Origin of the sequence: Micromonospora haikouensis (assembly GCF_000876225.1) — a bacterium.
GTDB classification, from domain to species: Bacteria; Actinomycetota; Actinomycetes; order Mycobacteriales; family Micromonosporaceae; genus Micromonospora; species Micromonospora haikouensis.
Genome location: NZ_JXSX01000002.1, coordinates 545,767 through 564,866, shown reverse-complemented (window position 1 = coordinate 564,866; position 19,100 = coordinate 545,767). Strand labels below are relative to the sequence as shown.

Annotated in this window: 16 protein-coding genes; 5 read left to right on the top strand and 11 right to left on the bottom strand. The window is 74.3% G+C overall.

The genetic code is table 11. The annotated features are described in order from the left end of the window. Positions 1-2: 2 nt before the first annotated feature. The 6 genes from glmM to TK50_RS19145 form a co-directional block, all read right to left on the bottom strand. Positions 3-1,358, bottom strand: coding sequence for a phosphoglucosamine mutase (gene glmM, locus TK50_RS19170; RefSeq protein WP_043965611.1), 1,356 nt, complete (start codon positions 1,356-1,358; stop codon positions 3-5). A gap of 115 nt (positions 1,359-1,473) precedes the next feature. Continuing rightward, on the bottom strand, positions 1,474-1,938 hold the full coding sequence (gene rpsI, locus TK50_RS19165; RefSeq protein ID WP_043965609.1) for a 30S ribosomal protein S9: 465 nt from the start codon (positions 1,936-1,938) through the stop codon (positions 1,474-1,476). 20 nt (positions 1,939-1,958) lie between these two features. Next, positions 1,959-2,402 (bottom strand): 50S ribosomal protein L13, encoded by a 444-nt coding sequence (gene rplM, locus TK50_RS19160; RefSeq protein ID WP_043965607.1) that lies wholly within the window; start codon positions 2,400-2,402, stop codon positions 1,959-1,961. Between the two features lie 210 nt (positions 2,403-2,612). Next, on the bottom strand, positions 2,613-3,980 hold the full coding sequence (locus TK50_RS19155; RefSeq protein ID WP_043965605.1) for a NarK family nitrate/nitrite MFS transporter: 1,368 nt from the start codon (positions 3,978-3,980) through the stop codon (positions 2,613-2,615). Positions 3,981-4,184: 204 nt separating this feature from the next. Continuing rightward, on the bottom strand, positions 4,185-4,490 hold the full coding sequence (locus TK50_RS19150) for a type II toxin-antitoxin system PemK/MazF family toxin (RefSeq protein WP_199486097.1): 306 nt from the start codon (positions 4,488-4,490) through the stop codon (positions 4,185-4,187). Next, entirely contained in the window at positions 4,468-4,725 is a 258-nt protein-coding gene (locus tag TK50_RS19145) for a DUF6364 family protein (RefSeq protein WP_043965603.1), read from the bottom strand. Before TK50_RS19145 ends, TK50_RS19150 begins: the two co-directional genes overlap by 23 nt. Before the next feature lie 478 nt (positions 4,726-5,203). Here TK50_RS19145 and TK50_RS19140 point away from each other — a divergent pair, with 478 nt between their 5' ends. From TK50_RS19140 to TK50_RS19120, 5 genes are read left to right on the top strand one after another with little or no spacing between them, the layout of a single operon-like run. Then, positions 5,204-7,318, top strand: coding sequence for a molybdopterin oxidoreductase family protein (locus TK50_RS19140; protein ID WP_082106452.1), 2,115 nt, complete (start codon positions 5,204-5,206; stop codon positions 7,316-7,318). Continuing rightward, on the top strand, positions 7,315-8,826 hold the full coding sequence (locus tag TK50_RS19135; protein ID WP_043965599.1) for an FAD-dependent oxidoreductase: 1,512 nt from the start codon (positions 7,315-7,317) through the stop codon (positions 8,824-8,826). The genes TK50_RS19140 and TK50_RS19135 overlap by 4 nt, the downstream gene beginning before the upstream one ends. Beyond that, positions 8,826-11,417, top strand: coding sequence for a nitrite reductase large subunit NirB (gene nirB / locus TK50_RS19130; protein ID WP_043965596.1), 2,592 nt, complete (start codon positions 8,826-8,828; stop codon positions 11,415-11,417). Before TK50_RS19135 ends, nirB begins: the two co-directional genes overlap by 1 nt. Beyond that, positions 11,414-11,791, top strand: a complete 378-nt coding sequence (gene nirD / locus TK50_RS19125; protein ID WP_043965593.1) for a nitrite reductase small subunit NirD — start codon at positions 11,414-11,416, stop codon at positions 11,789-11,791. The genes nirB and nirD overlap by 4 nt, the downstream gene beginning before the upstream one ends. Next, positions 11,792-12,880, top strand: coding sequence for a uroporphyrinogen-III synthase (locus tag TK50_RS19120; RefSeq protein ID WP_043965592.1), 1,089 nt, complete (start codon positions 11,792-11,794; stop codon positions 12,878-12,880). 130 nt (positions 12,881-13,010) lie between these two features. Here TK50_RS19120 and TK50_RS19115 read toward each other — a convergent pair whose 3' ends face one another. The 5 genes from TK50_RS19115 to TK50_RS19095 form a co-directional block, all read right to left on the bottom strand. Further along, positions 13,011-13,991 (bottom strand): ferritin family protein, encoded by a 981-nt coding sequence (locus TK50_RS19115; RefSeq protein ID WP_082106451.1) that lies wholly within the window; start codon positions 13,989-13,991, stop codon positions 13,011-13,013. 231 nt (positions 13,992-14,222) lie between these two features. Continuing rightward, positions 14,223-14,846, bottom strand: a complete 624-nt coding sequence (locus tag TK50_RS19110) for a GTP-binding protein (RefSeq protein ID WP_043965589.1) — start codon at positions 14,844-14,846, stop codon at positions 14,223-14,225. Then, positions 14,827-15,192 carry a DUF742 domain-containing protein gene (locus TK50_RS19105; RefSeq protein ID WP_007072983.1) on the bottom strand — a complete coding sequence of 122 codons (366 nt, stop codon included), beginning with the start codon at positions 15,190-15,192 and terminating at the stop codon, positions 14,827-14,829. Before TK50_RS19105 ends, TK50_RS19110 begins: the two co-directional genes overlap by 20 nt. A gap of 70 nt (positions 15,193-15,262) precedes the next feature. Next, a complete protein-coding gene (locus TK50_RS19100; RefSeq protein WP_043965587.1) occupies positions 15,263-15,670 on the bottom strand; it encodes a roadblock/LC7 domain-containing protein in 408 nt (135 codons plus the stop codon). Next, entirely contained in the window at positions 15,667-18,840 is a 3,174-nt protein-coding gene (locus TK50_RS19095) for a sensor histidine kinase (RefSeq protein WP_043965585.1), read from the bottom strand. Before TK50_RS19095 ends, TK50_RS19100 begins: the two co-directional genes overlap by 4 nt. Positions 18,841-19,100: the final 260 nt, after the last annotated feature.

Genomic DNA, 19,100 nt, shown 5'->3' with positions numbered 1-19,100 from the left:
GCTCAGGAGGCGGGGCTGGCGGCGCGGACCTGCTCGGCGATGCGCTCGGCGACCTCGCGGGCGGCCTGCTCGGTGGCCGCCTCGACCATCACCCGGACGAGGGGCTCGGTGCCCGAGGGGCGCAGCAGCACCCGGCCGGTCTCGCCCAGTTCCGCCTCGGCCCGCTCGACCTCGGCCCGGACGGCCGGCGCGGCGGCGCCCACCGAGCGATCCCCGACCGGCACGTTGATCAGCACCTGGGGCAGCTTGGTCACCACGGCGGCCAGGTCGGCGAGGGTGCGGCCGGTGGCGGCCATCCGGGCCATCAGGTGCAGCCCGGTGAGCACCCCGTCGCCGGTGGTCGCGTAGGCCGGCATGACGATGTGCCCGCTCTGCTCGCCGCCGAGGGCGAGGCCGGAGCCGCGCAGCTCCTCCAGGACGTACCGGTCGCCGACCTTCGTCTCGATCAGCCGGATGCCCTGCGCGGACATGGCCAGCCGCAGGCCGAGGTTGCTCATCACGGTGGCGACGAGCGTGTCGTCGGTGAGCGCGCCGGCCTCCCGCATGGCCACGGCGAGGATCGCCATCACCTGGTCGCCGTCGACCTCGACCCCGTCGGCGGTGACCGCCACGCACCGGTCGGCGTCGCCGTCGTGGGCGATGCCCAGGTGCGCCCCGTGCTCGACCACGGCCTCGCGCAGCGCGTCGATGTGGTTGGAGCCGCAGTCGTCGTTGATGTTGAGGCCGTCCGGCTCGGCGTGGATGGCGACGACCTCGGCCCCCGCTTCCCGGTACGCCACCGGCGCGACCTCGGCCGCCGCGCCGTTGGCGCAGTCGACCACGACCTTGATGCCGTCGAGGCGGTGCGGCACGGTGCCGACGAGGTGCTGCACGTAGTGGTCCGCGCCGTCGAGCAGGTCGTGCACGCGCCCCACCCCGGCGCCGGTCGGCCGGTCCCACGCGGTGACGGCGTTCGCCTCGACGGCCGCCTCGATCCGGGTCTCGATCTCGTCGGGCAGCTTGTGGCCGCCGGCCGCGAAGAGCTTGATCCCGTTGTCGGGCATGGGGTTGTGCGAGGCGGAGAGCATCACGCCCAGGTCGGCCTTGGCCTCGGCGGTGAGGAACGCCACGGCGGGGGTGGGCAGCACGCCGACGCGCACGACGTTGGCGCCCGCGCTGGTGAGGCCGGCGACCACGGCGGCCTCCAGCATCTCGCCGCTGGCCCGGGTGTCCCGGCCGACCACGGCCAGCGGCGGATGGCTGCGGTCCGTCTCGGCCAGTGTGTGGGCGGCGGCCACCGCCACCGCGAGCGCGAGCTCCGGGGTGAGATCCGCGTTCGCGCGTCCGCGTACGCCGTCCGTGCCGAACAACCGGCCCATACCCGCCAACCTCCGATGAAATGGTGCAAGAGAGAAAGCGAAACGGCCGGGCCACCTCCCGGCGAGGAGAGGTGGACCCGGCCGTTTCGTCAGAAGTACAACGTGCCGCTGTTGGTCAGCGCTTCGAGTACTGGGGAGCCTTACGGGCCTTCTTGAGGCCGTACTTCTTGCTCTCCTTGACCCGGGCGTCACGGGTCAGGAAGCCGGCCTTCTTCAGGGCCGGGCGGTCGTCGGGCTCGCTGACGATCAGCGCCCGCGCGATCGCGAGCCGCAGCGCACCGGCCTGGCCGGTGGTGCCGCCGCCCCGCAGGTTGGCGATGACGTCGAACGCCTCGGGCTTCTCGGCGGTCACCAGCGGGTCCTTGATGAGCTGCTGGTGCACCTTGCTCGGGAAGTAGGCCTCGAGGTCGCGGCCGTTGCAGGTGATCTTGCCGCTGCCGGGGACGATGCGCACCCGGACGATGGCCTCCTTGCGGCGGCCCACGGTCTGGATCGGGCGGTCGCCGCGGGGCGCGCGGACGACGGGCGCCGGCGCCTCGGTGGCCTCGGGGGCAACCTCGGTCTCGGTGATGTCGGTCATGCTGTTTCCTTCGCCCGCGCTCACTGCGCGATCTGCTTGATCTCGAACGGCGTCGGCTGCTGCGCGCCGTGCGGGTGCTCGGCACCGGCGTAGACCTTCAGCTTCTTGATGAGCTGACGGCCGAGCTTGTTGTGCGGGAGCATCCCCTTCACGGCCAGCTCGATGGCCCGCTCGGGGCGCTTGCTGAGCAGCTCCTCGTAGCCGACCTGCTTGAGGCCGCCCGGGTAACCGGAGTGGCGGTAGGCGACCTTCTGCTGGCGCTTGTTGCCGGTCAGCGCGACCTTGCCCGCGTTCACGACGACGACGAAGTCGCCCGTGTCGACGTGCGGCGCGAAAGTCGGCTTGTGCTTGCCACGCAGCAGCGTGGCGGCGTGGGTCGCGAGGCGGCCCAGCACGACATCAGAGGCGTCGATGACGTGCCACTGACGCTCGATCTCACCCGGCTTCGGGCTGTACGTACGCACAGGTCTACCTTGTCTCGTCGTCGGTCTGGGGTCGCGCGCCGAGGTGACCAGGACAACCCGGCCGGACCAGCGCGCACGAACGACCAAGCGTACCTGATGCGGCACGCCTCTAAATGTCGTACAACAGCAGGCAACGATACCCGGGGCCGGGTCGGCAGGTCAAAACGGGGGGCCGCCCGGCGCGGCCCCCCGTTTCGATCATGACCAGGGTCACACTCCGGCGCGGGCCATCCGGGAGCCGGGCCGCACGTACGCGACCCAGGTGACCACCAGCAGCACCAGGAAGAAGCCGACGTAGAAGCGCAGCGCCGGCTGGATGCCGCCGTAGGTGGACTTGGCCCAGGCGTAGCAGATCGGGACGAGGAAGCCGCCGAACGCGCCGACGGAGGAGATGATGCCCAGCGCCCCGGCCGCCTGTCGGCGCATGGACAGCATGGTCTCCGGGGAGCCGCCCAGGTCCTCCCCCTTGACCCGGAAGATCTTGGAGATCATCCGGTACGTCGACCCGTTGCCGATCCCGGTCGCCACGAACAGCAGCATGAACGCGGCGAAGAACACGCCCAGGCTGCGCTCCTGCACCGACCAGAGCGCGCCGTACGCCCCGACGGCCATCAGCACGAAGCTGCCGATGGTGACCCGGGCCCCGCCCATGCGGTCGGCCAGCCGCCCGCCCAACGGGCGGAAGAACGAGCCGATGCCGGCGCCGATGAACGCCCAGCTCAGCGCGATGTCGGGCCGGCCGAACACCGAGTTGAGCAGGGTGGGGAAGGCGGCCGAGTAGCCGATGAACGAGCCGAACGTGCCGATGTACAGCAGCGACATGATCCAGGTGTCGGCGTGCCGCAGCGAGGACAGGACCGGCTTCACGTCGGCCTTCGCCTCGGCCAGGTTGTCCATGAACAGGTACGCGCAGACGGCCGCGGCGACGGCGAGCGGGACGTACATCAGGCCGGCCCGGGAGAGCGCGAGCCCGCCGCCCAGCACGACCACCTGGGGCACCAGGAACTGCACGACCGCGACGCCGATGTTGCCGCCGGCGGCGTTGAGGCCCAGCGCCCAGCCCTTCTCCCGCTCCGGGTAGAAGAAGGAGATGTTGGCCATGCTGGAGGCGAAGTTGCCGCCGCCGAGGCCGGCGGTGGCGGCGATCAGCAGCAGCGGGACGTACCCGATCTCCGGGTTCTCGACCGCCCACGCCAGGCCGAGGCAGGGCAGGACCAGCAGCAGCGCGGAGACGATGGTCCAGTTCCGGCCGCCGAAGATCGGCACCGCGAAGGTGTACGGCAGCCGCAGCAGCGCGCCGACCCCGCTGGGCACGGCGGTCAGCCACAGCGCCTGGCTGGTGCTGAGCTGCCAGCCGACGTCGTCGAGCCGGACGACGACGATGCTCCAGAGCAGCCAGACCGAGAAGCCGATGTGCTCGGCGAAGATCGAGTAGACGAGGTTCCTGCGGGCGATCGACCGGCCGACGGTCCGCCAGAAGCCCTGGTCCTCGGGGTCCCAGTGCCCGATCCACCGGCCCGGCCGGCGTTGCAGGTCGATCTCGCCTGTGGGTTCGGTCTCGACCACCGTGCTGGTCATCCGCTGTCTCCTCCCGGCCGGGCGCTGCGTCCACGTCACCCGGCGCCGAGGGGACGGGCGACGGGCGGTTCCGCCAGAAAGTTAGGAGGCCGGGATTACCGGAAGATTCGTCGCGGGAGTCGCCGACGCAACAGCCGCCGCACAGGGCGGGTCGGGACAATCGTGAGATCCCGGTCGGGGCGGGGCCAGCGGCGCGGGGTGCGGTCAGAGCTGTTGCAGGATACGCAACGCGCGGGCGACCCGCTGCATGGTGTCCGCGTCGGCCACGTCCACGCACTCGGTGAACCACTGCTTCATGGGCGAGGAGAGCCGGTCGGGCATCACCACGTGCCCGCCCATCGGCACGGCCAGCGGCGAGTCGCGCAGCAGCGCCGCCTCGACCACCTCGGCGACCATCACGATGGGCACGTCGGTGGAGTTGTAGACGTCGGAGCTGATCACCAGCCCGAGCCGCTCCCGGGCGCCGGAGATGCGCCAGACCTCTCCCCTACGCAGCACGCGGCCGCCCACCGAAGAGCACGTCGTCGACCATCGCCACCTCGCGGGCGTCGGCGACGGCGGCGGTCTCCAGGTCGAGCCCGGCCCGGTTGACGGCGTCGGCGTGCGCCGTGAAGACCTCGCGCAGCGCCTTCTCCCGGGCGGCCTGGTCCATCCAGGCGGAGAGCGACAGCCCCTCGCGCTTGGCGAACCGGCGCGCCTCCTCGATCGTGTCGTCGGAGAACGAGAGTGTCACCTTCGCAGTCATGCCACCCAGCCTACTCCCGGTATGACCACAGGTCATCCCCCTGCCCCGGGCCATCAACCCCGGCGAAGGGCTCACGCTGTCGAGAGGTGGGTGTGGCCGGGAGGGCTTCCTGCCGCCACTAGGCAGCTGAGTCGAATACGACATCAGGGCCCGCCACGCCCCAGGGCCCAGGACCGACAACCCGCGACCCGCTGCCGACCACCGACCGGCAACCGGGCAACCGACCGGGCGACCGGCGACCGGCGACCGGCGACCGGCGACCGGCGACCGGCGAGGATCATCCGTCGGCCGTGATGGCGTAGATGACTCAGCTCCCTATGTGGCACGAGAAGGGGCGCCCGCTCCCCTTGATCCGGCAGCCCTGGATGATCGAACAGGAGGTCCGGCGGGTTTCTCCTGTGCGGTGTGAGGCGCTCTTGACAGGACCGAAACAAACGGGACGCTGACCCGAAACCGCCCGGCGGCACGCTTTGCCGACATGACAGACGGTGCACGACCGGCGACTGCCCCGGGGGACTCCCCCCGGGAGGCGGCGACGCACTGCCCGTACTGCGCCCTCCAGTGCGGCATGACGCTGCGCGAGACCGGTGGGCGGGTCGAGGTCCTCCCCCGGGACTTCCCCACCAACCGTGGCGGCCTCTGCCAGAAGGGCTGGACGGCCGCCGAGCTGCTCGACCACCCCGACCGCCTGACCACCCCGCTGGTGCGCGACGCCGGCACCGGGCAGCTGCGCCCAGCGTCCTGGGCCGAGGCGATGGAGCGGGTCGCCGGGGGCGTGCGCGCCGTCCAGGACCGGCACGGCCGCGACGCGGTCGCCGTCTTCGGCGGCGGCGGGCTGACCAACGAGAAGGCGTACGCGCTGGGCAAGTTCGCGCGGGTGGCGCTGCGGACCCGGCACGTCGACTACAACGGGCGCTGGTGCATGTCGTCGGCGGCGGCGGCCGGCAACCGCGCGTTCGGCGTCGACCGGGGGCTGCCGTTCCCGCTGGCCGATTTGGGCCGGGCCCGCACCCTGCTGATGGTGGGCGCGAACCCGGCCGAGACGATGCCGCCGCTGATGCGCCACGTCGCCGACCAGCAGGCCGCCGGCGGGACGCTGATCGTGGTGGACCCCCGGGCCACCGCCACCGCCCGGCAGGCCGACCTGCACCTGCAACCGGTGCCCGGCACCGACCTCGCGCTGGCCAACGCGCTGCTGCACATCGCGCTCACCGAGGGCTACGTCGACCGGGCGTACGTCGCCGAGCGCACCACCGGCTTCGACGAGGTGCGGCGGACGGTGGCCGGCTACTGGCCGGCCGAGGTGGAGCGGCTGACCGGCGTACCGGTGGCCGACCTGGAGGCCACCGCGCGGGCCCTGGCCACGGCGGGCAGCGCGATCATCCTCACCGCCCGGGGGGCCGAGCAGCACGCCAAGGGCGTCGACACGGTCACCGCGTTCATCAACCTCGCGCTGGCGCTGGGCCTGCCCGGCCGGCCCGGCTCCGGCTACGGCTGCCTCACCGGCCAGGGCAACGGCCAGGGCGGGCGAGAGCACGGCCAGAAGGCCGACCAGCTTCCCGGCTACCGCAGCATCACCGACCCGGCGGCCCGCGCGCACGTCGCCGGGGTGTGGGGGGTGAGCGCCGACGAGCTGCCCGGGCCGGGCGTGCCCGCGTACCAGCTCCTGGATTCCCTCGGCACCCCGGCGGGCCCGAAGGCGCTGCTGGTGTTCGGCTCCAACCCGGTGGTGTCCGCGCCCCGCGCGGCCCGGGTCGAGGGCCGGCTGCGCGACCTGGACCTGCTGGTCGTCGCCGACCTGGTGCGCTCGGAGACCGCCGAGCTGGCCGACGTGGTGCTGCCCACCGCCCAGTGGGCCGAGGAGGACGGCACGATGACCAACCTGGAGGGCCGGGTGCTGCGCCGCCGCGCGGTGCGTACGCCTCCGGCGGGCGTGCGGACCGACCTGGCGATCATCGCCGACCTGGCCGACCGGCTCGGCGCGAAGGCGGGCTTCGGCGACGACCCGGCGGAGGTCTTCGGCGAGCTGCGCCGGGCCTCGGCCGGCGGGGTCGCCGACTACGCCGGGGTGAGCTACGACCGGATCGACGCCGCCGGCGGGGTGTTCTGGCCCTGCCCGGACGCGGACGCGCCGGACACGCCGCGGCTGTTCGCCGACGCGTTCCCCACCCCCGACGGGCGGGCCCGGTTCCGCGCGGTCGACCACCGGCCAGCCGCCGAGGAGGTGTGCGCCGAGTATCCGCTGCGGCTGACCACCGGCCGGGTGCTCGCCCAGTACCAGTCCGGCGCGCAGACCCGCCGGGTGGCGGCGCTGCGCCGGGCCGCGCCGGGGGCGTTCGTCGAGCTGCACCCGGACCTGGCCGCCCGGCTCGGCGTCGGCGACGGCGAGGACGTACGCGTCACCTCGCGGCGCGGCGAGCTGCGCGCCCCGGCCCGGCTCACCCCGACGATCCGCCCCGACACGGTCTTCGCGCCGTTCCACTGGGGCGGGGCCGCGCGGGCGAACTCGGTCACCAACGACGCCGTCGACCCGGTCTCCGGGATGCCGGAGTTCAAGATCTGCGCCGTCCGGGTGGAGAGGGCCGAAGCATGACCGCCGTCGTGATCGTGGGCTACGGGATGGCCGGCGCGCGGCTCGCCGCCGAGCTGCACGCCCGCCCCGGGGACCGCAAGGTCACCGTGCTCGGCGCGGAGCCGCACCGGGCGTACAACCGGATCATGCTCTCCACCCTGCTGGCCGGGAAGGTCGACGAGCCGGACGTGGAGCTGACCGAGGCCGCCGGGCACGGCGTGGACGTGCGCACCGGGGTCGCGGTGACCGCGATCGACCGCGCCGCCCGCGAGGTGCGCACCGGCGACGGCGAGCGCATCGGGTACGACCACCTGGTGCTCGCCACCGGCAGCCGGGCCGTGGTGCCGCCGCTGCCGGGGCTGGACCCGGCGCGCCTGCCGGACCGGGTGGCCGTCTTCCGCACCCTGGGCGACTGCCGACGCATCCTGGCCCTGTCCCGGGGCGCGCGCCGCGCGCTGGTGCTCGGCGGCGGCCTGCTCGGGCTGGAGGCGGCCCGGGGGCTCGCCGCCCGGGGGCTGGACGTCACGGTGGTCCACCCGAACGGGCACCTGATGGAGCGGCAGCTCGACCCGACGGCCGGCGCGGTGCTCGCCGGCACGCTCGCCGACCTCGGCGTACGCGCCCACCTCGGCGCGTCCGCGACGGGGCTCGCCGCCGACGCCGACGGCGTCCGGCTCGACCTGTCCGACGGCTCGTCGCTCGCCGCCGACCTGCTGGTGCTCTCCTGCGGGGTGCGCCCCGACACCGCCCTCGCCGCCGCGGCGGGGCTGGCGGTGCAGCGGGGCGTCGTGGTCGACGACCGGCTGCGCACCAGCGACCCGCACGTCTCGGCGATCGGCGACTGCGCCCAGCACGACGGCACGCCCAGCGGGCTGGTCGCGCCGGCCTGGGCGCAGGCCCGGGTGGTGGCGCAGCTGCTCAGCGGCGCGGACGCGCACGCGGCGTACCGGCCCCGGCCGGCGGTGACCCGGCTCAAGGCGGCCGGGATCGACCTCGCCGCGATGGGCGACACCGCCGCCGGGGGCGACCGGGCCGGCGACGGGCCGGTCGAGGAGCTGACCTTCGCCGACCCGGCCCGGGGCACGTACGCCCGGCTGCGCATCCGCGACGAGCGGCTGACCGGGGCGATCCTGCTCGGCGACAACCCGGCCGTCGGCACGGTGGTGCAGCTGTTCGACCGGGGCGCTCCGGTGCCGTCGGACCGGCGGGCGCTGCTGCTGGGCCGGGCGCTCGGCGGCGCGCCGGCCGCCCCGGCCGCGTCACCGGCGCTGATGCCGGACGCGGCGACCGTGTGCCAGTGCAACGACGTCAGCAAGGGCGCGCTGGTGGCCTGCTGGCGGGCCGGGGCCCGGACGGTCGCGGCGATGTCGGCGGCGACCCGGGCCGGCACCGGCTGCGGCGGGTGCCGCGACGCCCTCGCCGGCATCGTCGGCTGGCTCGCCGAGGTCGACCCGGCGGCCGACGAACCGGCGGACCCGACCGACGACGACAGCCCGAGGGCGCGACACGACCGCGTGGAGGTGGCGTGATGAACGGCGACACGACAGGGCCGGGCACCGCCGGAGGCGACGCCGCCACCGGCGGCAGGGTGGTCGTCATCGGCAACGGCATGGTGGGGCAGCGGTTCACCGAGGCGCTGCGCGCCCGGGACACCGACCGCCGCTGGCAGGTCACGGTGCTCGCCGAGGAGCGCCGGCCCGCGTACGACCGGGTGCGGCTGTCGGCGTTCTTCGACGGGGTGTCCGCCGAGGAGCTGAACCTGCACACCCCCGACGACGGGGTGGAGCTGCGCCTCGGCGAGCCGGCCACCGCCATCGACCGCCAGCGGCGGGTGGTGGTCACGGCGGCCGGCGAGCATCCGTACGACGCGGTCGTGCTGGCGACCGGGTCGTACCCGTTCGTGCCGCCGGTGGCGGGCCGGGACCTGCCCGGGGTGTTCGTCTACCGCACGCTCGACGACCTGGAGTCGATCCGGGAGCACGCCCGGGGCCGGCGCGTCGGCGCGGTGATCGGCGGCGGGCTGCTCGGCCTGGAGGCGGCGAACGCGCTGCGCCTGCTCGGCCTGGCCACCCACGTGGTCGAGTTCGCGCCCCGGCTGATGCCGGTGCAGGTCGACGAGGCCGGCGGGGCGATGCTGCGCCGCTACGTCGAGGAGCTGGGGGTCACCACCCACCTCGGGGTGGCGACCACCGCGCTGCGGCCCGGCGCGGACGGCGCGGTGGCCGCGCTGGAGCTGTCCGACGGCCGCACGGTCGACGCCGAGCTGGTGGTGGTGGCGGCCGGCATCCGGCCCCGCGACGACCTGGCCCGCGCGGCCGGCCTGGAGCTGGGCCCGCGCGGCGGGGTGCTGGTCGACGCGACGTGCCGCACGGGTGACGAGCGGATCTGGGCGGTCGGCGAGTGCGCTGCCGTCGACGGGGTCTGCCACGGCCTGGTCGCCCCCGGGTACGCCACGGCGGAGGTGGTGGCCGACCGGCTGCTGGGCGGCGCGGCGACGTTCCCCGGCGCGGACACCGCGACGAAGCTGAAGCTGCTCGGGGTGGACGTGGCGTCGTTCGGCGACGCCCACGGCACCACCGACGGCAGCCTGGACGTGACGTTCACCGACCCGGCGACCCGGTCGTACGCGAAGCTGGTCCTCTCCGACGACGCGAAGACGCTGCTCGGCGGCGTGCTGGTCGGGGACGCGAGCGCCTACCCGACGCTGCGGGCCAGCGTCGGCGGGCCGCTGCCGGCCGCGCCGCTGGCGCTGCTGGCCCCGGCCGGCGGGGCGGCGGCCGGGGCCGGGGCGCTGCCCGGCAGCGCGCAGGTCTGCTCGTGCAACGCGGTGACCCGCGACGACATCGACGCGGCGATCGCCGGCGGCTGCGCGGACGTGCCGGCGCTGAAGGCGTGCACCCGGGCCGGGACGAGCTGCGGGTCATGCGTGCCGATGCTCAAGCAGCTCCTCGACGCGGCGGGGGTGAAGCAGTCCACGGCGCTGTGCGAGCACTTCGACCTGAGCCGGCAGGAGCTGTTCGACGTGGTGCGGGTGCGCGGCATCCGCACCTTCTCTCGGCTGATCGCCGAGCACGGGCGGGGCCGGGGCTGCGACATCTGCAAGCCGGTGGTCGCCTCGATCCTCGCGTCGCTGGGCACCGGGCACGTGCTCGACGGCGAGCGGGCGTCGTTGCAGGACACCAACGACGCGTACCTGGCGAACCTGCAACGCGACGGCAGCTACTCGGTGGTGCCCCGGATCCCCGGCGGCGAGATCACCCCGGAGAAGCTGATCGTCATCGGTCAGGTGGCGCAGGAGTTCAAGCTCTACACGAAGATCACCGGCGGGCAGCGCATCGACCTGTTCGGGGCGCGGGTCGACCAGCTCCCGCAGATCTGGCGGCGGCTGGTGGACGCGGGCTTCGAGTCGGGCCACGCGTACGGCAAGGCGCTGCGCACGGTGAAGTCGTGCGTCGGCGAGACCTGGTGCCGGTACGGGGTGCAGGACTCCGTCGGCCTGGCCGTGGCCCTGGAGCTGCGCTACCGGGGGCTGCGCGCCCCGCACAAGCTCAAGTCGGCGGTGTCGGGCTGCGCCCGGGAGTGCGCCGAGGCCCGCAGCAAGGACTTCGGCATCATCGCCACCGACACCGGCTGGAACCTCTACGTCGGCGGCAACGGCGGCTTCCGGCCCCGGCACGCCGACCTGTTCGCCACCGACCTGTCCACGGCGGAGCTGATCCCGCTGATCGACCGGTTCCTCATGTACTACATCCGCACGGCGGACCGGTTGCAGCGCACCGCCGCCTGGATCGAGGCGATGGAGGGCGGGCTCGACCACCTGCGCGCGGTCATCGTGGACGACTCGCTGGGCCTCTGCGCCGAGCTGGAGGCGGAGATGGCCCGGCACGTGGCGGCGTACTCGGACGAGTGGCGCGACGTGCTCGACGACCCGGAGCGGCTGCGCCGGTTCACGTCGTTCGTCAACGCGCCCGACGTGCCGGACCCGTCGATCACCTTCGCCGTCGAACGCGGCCAGCCCGTGCCCGCCGGCCGGGCCCGGCCGGTCGCGGCACCCGACGGCGAGGCGCCCGCCCGCCGCCGGCAACCGGTCACCCTCGGCCTTCCGGAGGTACGGCGATGAGCATCGCGACGGACACGTACACGCGCCGCCCGGCGGCGGACACGCAGGGCTGGAGCCCGGTCTGCCCGCTGGAGAAGCTGGAGCCGGAGCGGGGCGTGGCGGCCCTGGTCGACGGGGCGCAGGTCGCCCTGTTCCGCACCGGCGACGAGCTGTTCGCCCTGGACAACCTCGACCCGGTCGGCGGCGCGTACGTGCTGTCGCGGGGCATCGTGGGCAGCCGCGGCGGCACGCCGACGGTCGCCTCCCCGCTGCACAAGCAGGTGTACGACCTGCGCACCGGCGCCTGCCTGGACCTGCCCGGCGTGGCGGTGCCCCGGCACGACGTGCGCTGCCGGGACGGCCTGGTCGAGGTGCGGTTGAGACGGGAGGGGTGAATGGCCGACGAGCTGGCCGGCTTCACCATCGGGGTCACCGCTGACCGCCGGCGCGACGAGCTGGCCGCCCTGCTGCAACGGCGCGGCGCGCGGGTGGTCATCGCGCCGGCCCTGCGGATCGTGCCGCTGACCGACGACACGGACCTGCGCGAGGCGACCCGGGAGTGCCTGGCCCGCCCGCCGGACGTGCTGATGGCCAACACCGGCATCGGGATGCGCGGCTGGCTGGAGGCGGCCGAGGGCTGGGGGCTGGCGGAGCCGCTGCGCGGCGTGCTGTCGCAGGCGTACGTGGTGGCCCGGGGTCCCAAGGCGCGGGGGGCGATCCGCGCCGCCGGCCTGCACGACCAGTGGTCGCCGGACTCGGAGAGCTGCGAGGAGGTCGTCGAGCACCTGGTGCGGCGCGGGGTGGCCGGCCAGGTGATCGCCATGCAGTTGCACGGCGACCGGCAGCCCGAGTGCACGAGCGCGCTGGAGGACGCCGGGGCGACCGTGATCGAGGTCCCGGTCTACCGGTGGGCCCCGCCGACCGACCCCGCGCCGCTGCACCGGCTCATCGACCTGGTCGCGGGCCGGCTGGTGGACGCGGTCACGTTCACCTCCGCCCCGGCGGCCGAGGCGCTGCTGCGCGCCGCCGGGGACCGCACCGAGACGGTGCTGGAGGCGCTGCGCGGCGACGTGCTGGCCAGTTGCGTGGGCGCGGTCACCGCCGAGCCGCTGGTGCGGCGGGGGGTGCCGGTGAGCGCGCCGAGCCGGGCCCGGCTGGGCGCGCTGGTCCGGACCATCGTGGACGAGCTGCCCCGGCGTACGGTCAGCATCAAGGCCGCCGGGCACCTGCTGACCCTGCGCGGGCACGCGGCCGTGGTCGACGGGGAGCTGCGCCCGCTGGCCCCGGCGCCGATGGCGGTGCTGCGGGCCCTGGCCACCTCACCGGGTCGGGTGCTGTCCCGCACCGCCCTGCTGCGAACGCTGCCGCGCGGCGCGGACGAGCACGCGGTGGAGATGGCGGTGGCCCGGCTGCGGGCCGGGCTGAAGGCCCCCCGGGTGGTGCAGACGGTGGTGAAGCGCGGCTACCGCCTCCGGATCGACTGACCCCGGCCGGAGCGCTGGCCGGCGGCGGCACAGCGTGTGACACGGGCCGGGGAACGTCGGCTGCCTCCACCACACGACACGCCGACGTGGTTCCACCGCAACCAGCCACCGATCGCGCGCCCCGGCCTGGTCAGGCCCGGGGACTCGTCGGCTGCCGGCCGCCCTTCCTCGCCTCTTCGCCGCCCGACCCGCCGAGCGACAGGTCGACCAGCGCCCGCAGGAACGCCGACGCGTGGTCGGCCTCGTCGTGGGCGATCTCGGCGAACAGCGCCGCCGCCCGGTCGTCGCCGGCCGCCGCCGCCTGCCGCGAGAAGGACGGGTACATGGTGGTCGCCTCGTACTCCTCCCCCGCGATCGCGGTGCGCAGGTTGTCGGCGTTGCTGCCGACCAGGCCGGCCAGGATGGCGGTCTGGGCGAAGTGCTCGCCGAGTTCCTGCCCGGCGGTGTTGTCCCAGAGCCGGGCCAGCCGGCGCTGCCCGGTGGCGCGGGCGTGCTCGGCGTACAGGGTGTACTTGGCGTTGGCGAACGCCTCACCGCGCAGCGTGGTCTCCAGGTTGTCCTGGGTCCGCCCCGAGCAGGCCGGCGTGCTGCGGACGATCGGCACCGGCGGCACCACCTCGCCGACGGGAACGACGACGCCCGCGCCGGGGTTCAGCAGGGCCTCCAGCGCGACCCGGAACCGCGCGGCGTGCTTCGCCTCGTCGCCGGCCAGCTCGGTGAACAGGTCGGCCGCCTCGGGGCAGTCGTCCAGGCGGGCCTGCTCGGCGTACGACGGGTAGACGACGGTCGCCTCGTGCTCCTCACCGGCGATCGAGTCGCGCAGGTTGGCCTGGTTGCCGTGCACGAAGTTGGTCAGCTCGGCCTCGGCCGCGAAGTGGTCGTACCGTTCGGTCTCCGCCGTGGCGCGGAACAGGCTGGCGATGCCCTCCTGGTCGGTCCGCTCCGCCTCCTGCGCGTACGCGAGGTAGCTGGCGTGGGCGTACGCCTCGCCCTCCATCGCGGTCAGGGCGTTGCGGCGGGTCTGCGGGTCCAGCCCGGCGGCCTGGGCCGGGCCGGCGAGGCCGATCACCGCGCCCGCCACCACGGCGGTCAGCACTGTGACTCTGCGCATGCGCTCCTCCTGTGTCGAGCGTGCCGTGGCGCACTGGTCACGCTGCGTCAATCTCTTGGAGAAGGGTAAGTTGCCGCAGGTCAAAGGGGATGCGGGGCGCGCTGAGGCGCGCGTGGGTCCACGAATGTGAACGCGGAGGGTCGCGCCCGTAACGACAAACCGGACCCGCGCCGGGCTAGACGGCGCTGGCGGCGGTCCGGACGACCCGGACCGCCGCCAGCCTTTCCGACGTCAGCCGACCGGAGTCGGGAAGCCCCGGCCGTGCTCGGCCTGCAGTCGCATCATCGCGTGCTCGACGACCGTCACCAGCACCTGCTTGACGGGCTCGCGGTGCCGGGCGTCGGTCATGATCAGGGGCACCTGGGGCGAGATGGCGAGGGCCTCGCGGACCTCCTCCAGCTCGTACTGCGGGGCCCCGTCAAACCGGTTGAGCGCCACCACGTACGGCAGGCGGCGGTTCTCGAAGTAGTCCAGCGGGGCGAACGCGTCGGTGATCCGGCGGGTGTCGACCAGCACCGCCGCGCCCACCGCGCCCTTGATGATCTCGTCCCACATGAACCAGAACCGGGTCTGGCCGGGCGTGCCGAAGAGGTACAGGATCAGGTCCTCGGCCATGGTGATCCGGCCGAAGTCCATGGCGACCGTCGTCGTCTGCTTCCCCGGCACCTTCGACGGGTCGTCGATGCCGACGCCGGCCGAGGTCATCACCGCCTCGGTGGTCAGCGGAGTGATCTCCGAGACCGCGCCGACCAGGGTCGTCTTGCCCACGCCGAAGCCGCCCGCAACCACGATCTTCGCGGAGGTGATCCCGCGGTTGCGGCGCGCCCCGGCGGGGTCATAGCCTGCGAAGTCCACTTAGCACCCTTCCAAGAATTTCCATCCGCTCCTCGTATCCCTCGGCGGGAGCGGCAGTATGCAGGGTCAGCAGGCCCTCGGCCACCATGTCGGCGACGATGACCCGGGCGACACCCAGGGGCATCCGGGTGTACGCGGCAACCTCGGCCAGCGACTGGGGCCGACCCTCGCAGATCGTGGCGATCCGGTGCTTGTCGTGACCGGCGAACCTGGACTCGGCGACGGCTGTCGGGCTGGCCGTCAGCACCGCCTCCAGCGCGATGTCCTGGCGTGGCTCGGTACGGCCCCGGGTGACCGCGTACGGACGCACCAGCGCGCCGCGCGGGTCCTCCCGTCGTTGGTCCATCCGCGATCACCTCCTCCCGGTCGACGTCGTCGCTCGACGTCTGGTCATCTGTCCGTGCAGCCCGGCCGCGCTACGCGCGCACCGCGTCGCGGGGCAGCGGCACCAGCGCGGCGCCCACCCGCTCGACCAGCAGCGCCATCTCGTAGCCGACCTGCCCCACGTCGCAGCTGCGGGCGGCGAGCACCGCCATCGACGAGCCGTCGCTGATCGACATGAGGAACAGGTATCCGCTGTCCATCTCGATGACCGTCTGGAGCACCCCGCCGGCGCTGAACATGCGGGCCGCGCCCTCGGTCAGGCTCACCACGCCGGAGGTGATGGCGGCGAGCTGGTCGGCCCGGTCCGGGGGGAGGTCCCGGGACGAGGCGAGCAGCAGCCCGTCCGCGGACACCGCCACCACGTGGGCGATGCCCGCCACGCTGTCGGCGAAGTTGGTGAGCAGCCAACCCATGTCCTGCATGGCCGCTGGCCTGTTCATCGGCTCGTCTCCTTGGTCGAATTGCTGGTCTGGTCCGCCCCGCCGGCCGTCCGCCCCCGCTGCACGCCGCGGTGATAGGCCGACAGCAGGCCGCGTACCTCGTCGGGGGTGCGCCGGCTGCGGTCCCGGCCGCTCTTCGGTTCGATCCCCCCGGGGACGAGCTGGGCCTGGGGCACCCGCTTGGGCAGGCCGGAGCGGGTGGTGCCGGCGGCCGGCGGTTCGGCCGCCCGGCTGGCCCGGGACCAGCCCTCGTCGGCGGCGGTCCGCCACGCCTCCGGGTCCACCGCCGGCGGCGGGGTGGGCGCCGCCGGCCCGCCGGTCGCGGAGGCGGCCGGCTGCGGGGGCGGTGCCACCGGCATGGTGCTGGCCGGCGGCGCGGTCGTCGCGCTTGGGCCGTCCGTGGCGGTGGCCCCCGGGGTACGGGTGGGCAGCGGAGCCCGCGGCGGGGCGGTGGCCTGTGCCGGGGCGGTGGCCTGTGCCGGGGCGGGCGCGTCGTCGAAGTTGGGGCGCTGGAAGATCGCGGTCACGTCATCACCGTGCGAGCGGAACCATACCGCCTCCATCTCGCGGAAGATCGGCGCCTCCGCCTGCTGGGCCGGGCGAGCGACCACCGGGGTGGCCGGTGCGGCCGGCACGGGCGGGGCGGAAGGGGCGGAGGGTGCCATCCCGGCGACCGGGCCACCCGGCAGCGCCGGGGCCGCCGGCGCGAACGACGCCGGGGTCGCCGGCGCGAGCGGTGCGGCCGGCGCGAACGACGCCGTCGGGGTGGCCGGGGCGAGCGGGGTGGCCGGCTGGGCGGACTCCCCGTTCGGCGACCGTCGGGGCAGCGGGTCGATCGCCGGGAACGCCACGGTCGGGCTGCCGATCGCGCCACCGCCGGGCGCGTACGCCGGCTGGGCCGGCCCGGCCGGCTGCGAGGCGGGCGGCTGCGACACGGGTGTCACGGTCGGGATCGTCGGCTGGGACACGGTCGGGCTGCCGAACGGCGCGGCCGTCGCCGCGTCCCGGGCGTCGCCGGGCACCTGCCACCGGGCCGGCGTCGGCGCGGCGGTGCGCCACTGGTCGGTCAGGGTGGCGGTGCGGCCGGCGGTCGCCGGCTCACCGAAGCTGGCCGGGCTCGGCGGGGCCTGCTCCACCGCGGCCGGCTGGCGTGCCGGGGTGAGCGGGGCCGGAGCCGGCTCGCGTCCCCGCAGCGACGGCAGCACGACGGTCGAGGCGGGCAGGGTCACCTGGGCGACGGTGCCGCCCTCCACGTTGCGCCGCAGCTCCACCCGGATGCCGTACCGGGAGGCGAGGCGGCTCACCACGGCCAGACCCATCAGCCGGAACGCGGCCACGTCCACCGTCGACGGCGCGGAGAGCCGGCGGTTGAGCGAGTCGAGCTGCTCGTCGGTGAGGCCGAGGCCCCGGTCCTCGACCTGGATGAGCACGTAGTCGCGGATCCGCCGGCCGTCGGCGACCACCACCGTGTTCGGCGGCGAGAAGCGGGTGGCGTTGTCGAGCAGCTCGGCGACCAGGCGGACGACGTCGTTCACCGCGTGCGCGGCGACCGAGATGTCGGTGTCGACGGTGCCGAACTCGATGCGGTTGTACTGCTCGACCTCAGACTGGGAGGCCCGCAGCACGTCGATCAGGAGGGCGTCGTCGCGGCGCGGCACGGCGGAGTCGGCACCGGCGAGGACCAGCAGGTTCTCGTCGTTGCGGCGCATCCGGGTGGCCAGGTGGTCCAGCTCGAAGAGCTGGGCGAGCCGCTTCGGGTCCTCCTCGCCGCGCTCGATCGCGTCCAGCTCGCCGATCATCCGGTCGACCAGCGTCTGACTGCGCCGGGCCAGGTTGAGGAACATCGCGGAGACGCTGGTGCGCAGCGCGGCCTGCTCGGCGGCGACCCGGACCGCCTCCCGGTGGACGACGTTGAACGCCAGGGCCACCTGGCCGACCTCGTCGCGGTTGGTGAGCTTGATCGGGTCCCGGACCTGCCGGACGATCTCCTCCACGCCGCCGTCGCCGACGTTGCCGATGCTCTGCAGCCGCTGCACCGCGTCGGGGAGATCGTGGTTGGCCACCGACAGCGCGCCCTCGCGCAGCCGGCGCAGCGAGTGGTTGAGCGAGCGGGCCAGCACCACGGCCAGCGTGACCGCGATGATCAGGGTCAGCAGCACCAGCACCGACTCGATGACGGCCTGCTGGATGACGTCCGCGCGGGCCTGCTCGGTCTGGTCGAGCAGCCGCCGCTGGAGCTGGATCTCCGCCCACCGCATCAGGTCGTTGACCGAGCCGACGGAGGCGGACACGTCGGCGGCGGTGACCAGCGGGGTCTGCCCGACCGACCGGGTCAGGTCGGCGGCCACCCGGTCGGCGAGCACGACGGCGTCGCCGGAGACGGTGCCGTCGACCAGGGCCCGCTGGGCCGGGTCGGCCGACAGCGAGAAGGAGACCAGGGCCTCCTGCTGGCTGGTGAGCGTGGCCACGAAGGAGGAGAACTGCTCCTCGTCGAGCCGGCCGGAGGACAGCGCCGTGTAGGCGACGGCCTGCTCCTCGGCGACCGCGGCCTTGGCGTGGGCGAACGCGGCCACCGCCCGGCGGTTGTCGGCCAGCGCCTCCTGGCCGGGCAGCTGGGCGAGCGTGTCGTTGTAGGAGACCAGGTCGGTGACGATGACGCCGTAGCGCAGCGACGCCTCGGCCACCGGCATCTGCTTGCGGTCCAGCACCTCCTGGCGGGTGCTGTTCAGCGTCTTCAGGTGGTCGTCGATGACCTTGAGCCGGTCCCGCACGTCGGCCGGGACCTCGCCGATGCCGGCCCGCTCGGCGTTGTACGCCTCGATGCGCGCGTCGGTGCTGCGCACCCGCAGGTTGAACTCGTCGACCCGGCCCTTCTCCCCCGGGCGGGCCAGCAGGGTGGCCGCGGCCATCCGCTCCTTGTGCAGGTCCTGCGTCAGCGCCGAGACGTCGATCGACAGGGCGGTCAGCGACCGCAGCTGGGTCGCCTCCAGCGCGCCCTCACCGGTGGAGATGAGCCGGATGGTGGCGAGCGCGATCACCGCCGCGACGGGCACCACCAGAATCAGCGCCAGCTTCGAGCGGATCCGGGCATCCCGGAGGCGGGGCAGCCGTCGCCGGCTCCGCTCGTTCGACTCGCCGCTCTCGGGCAGGGTCGTAGGTCCGGTGCTCACGACATCGCCTCCGTCGTTTCTTCCACGCCTGAACCGCCGACCCGTGCCCGGTGCAGCGGACAGCGCCGCGCGCGGCACGGCCGCGATTTCATCAGAGAAGATCGTGTTTGGGAAGCCGCGGTGAGGTAGGAAACGGTCGCACGGCACTCATCGCGTGATCCGGTCAACTAATACCTTCATTTCCCCAAGCCCCTGATCAGGGGATGTGACTCCAGAGTGGTCGCGCGCTTATGCAAAGTAAGCGTTTGCAAACATCGGGT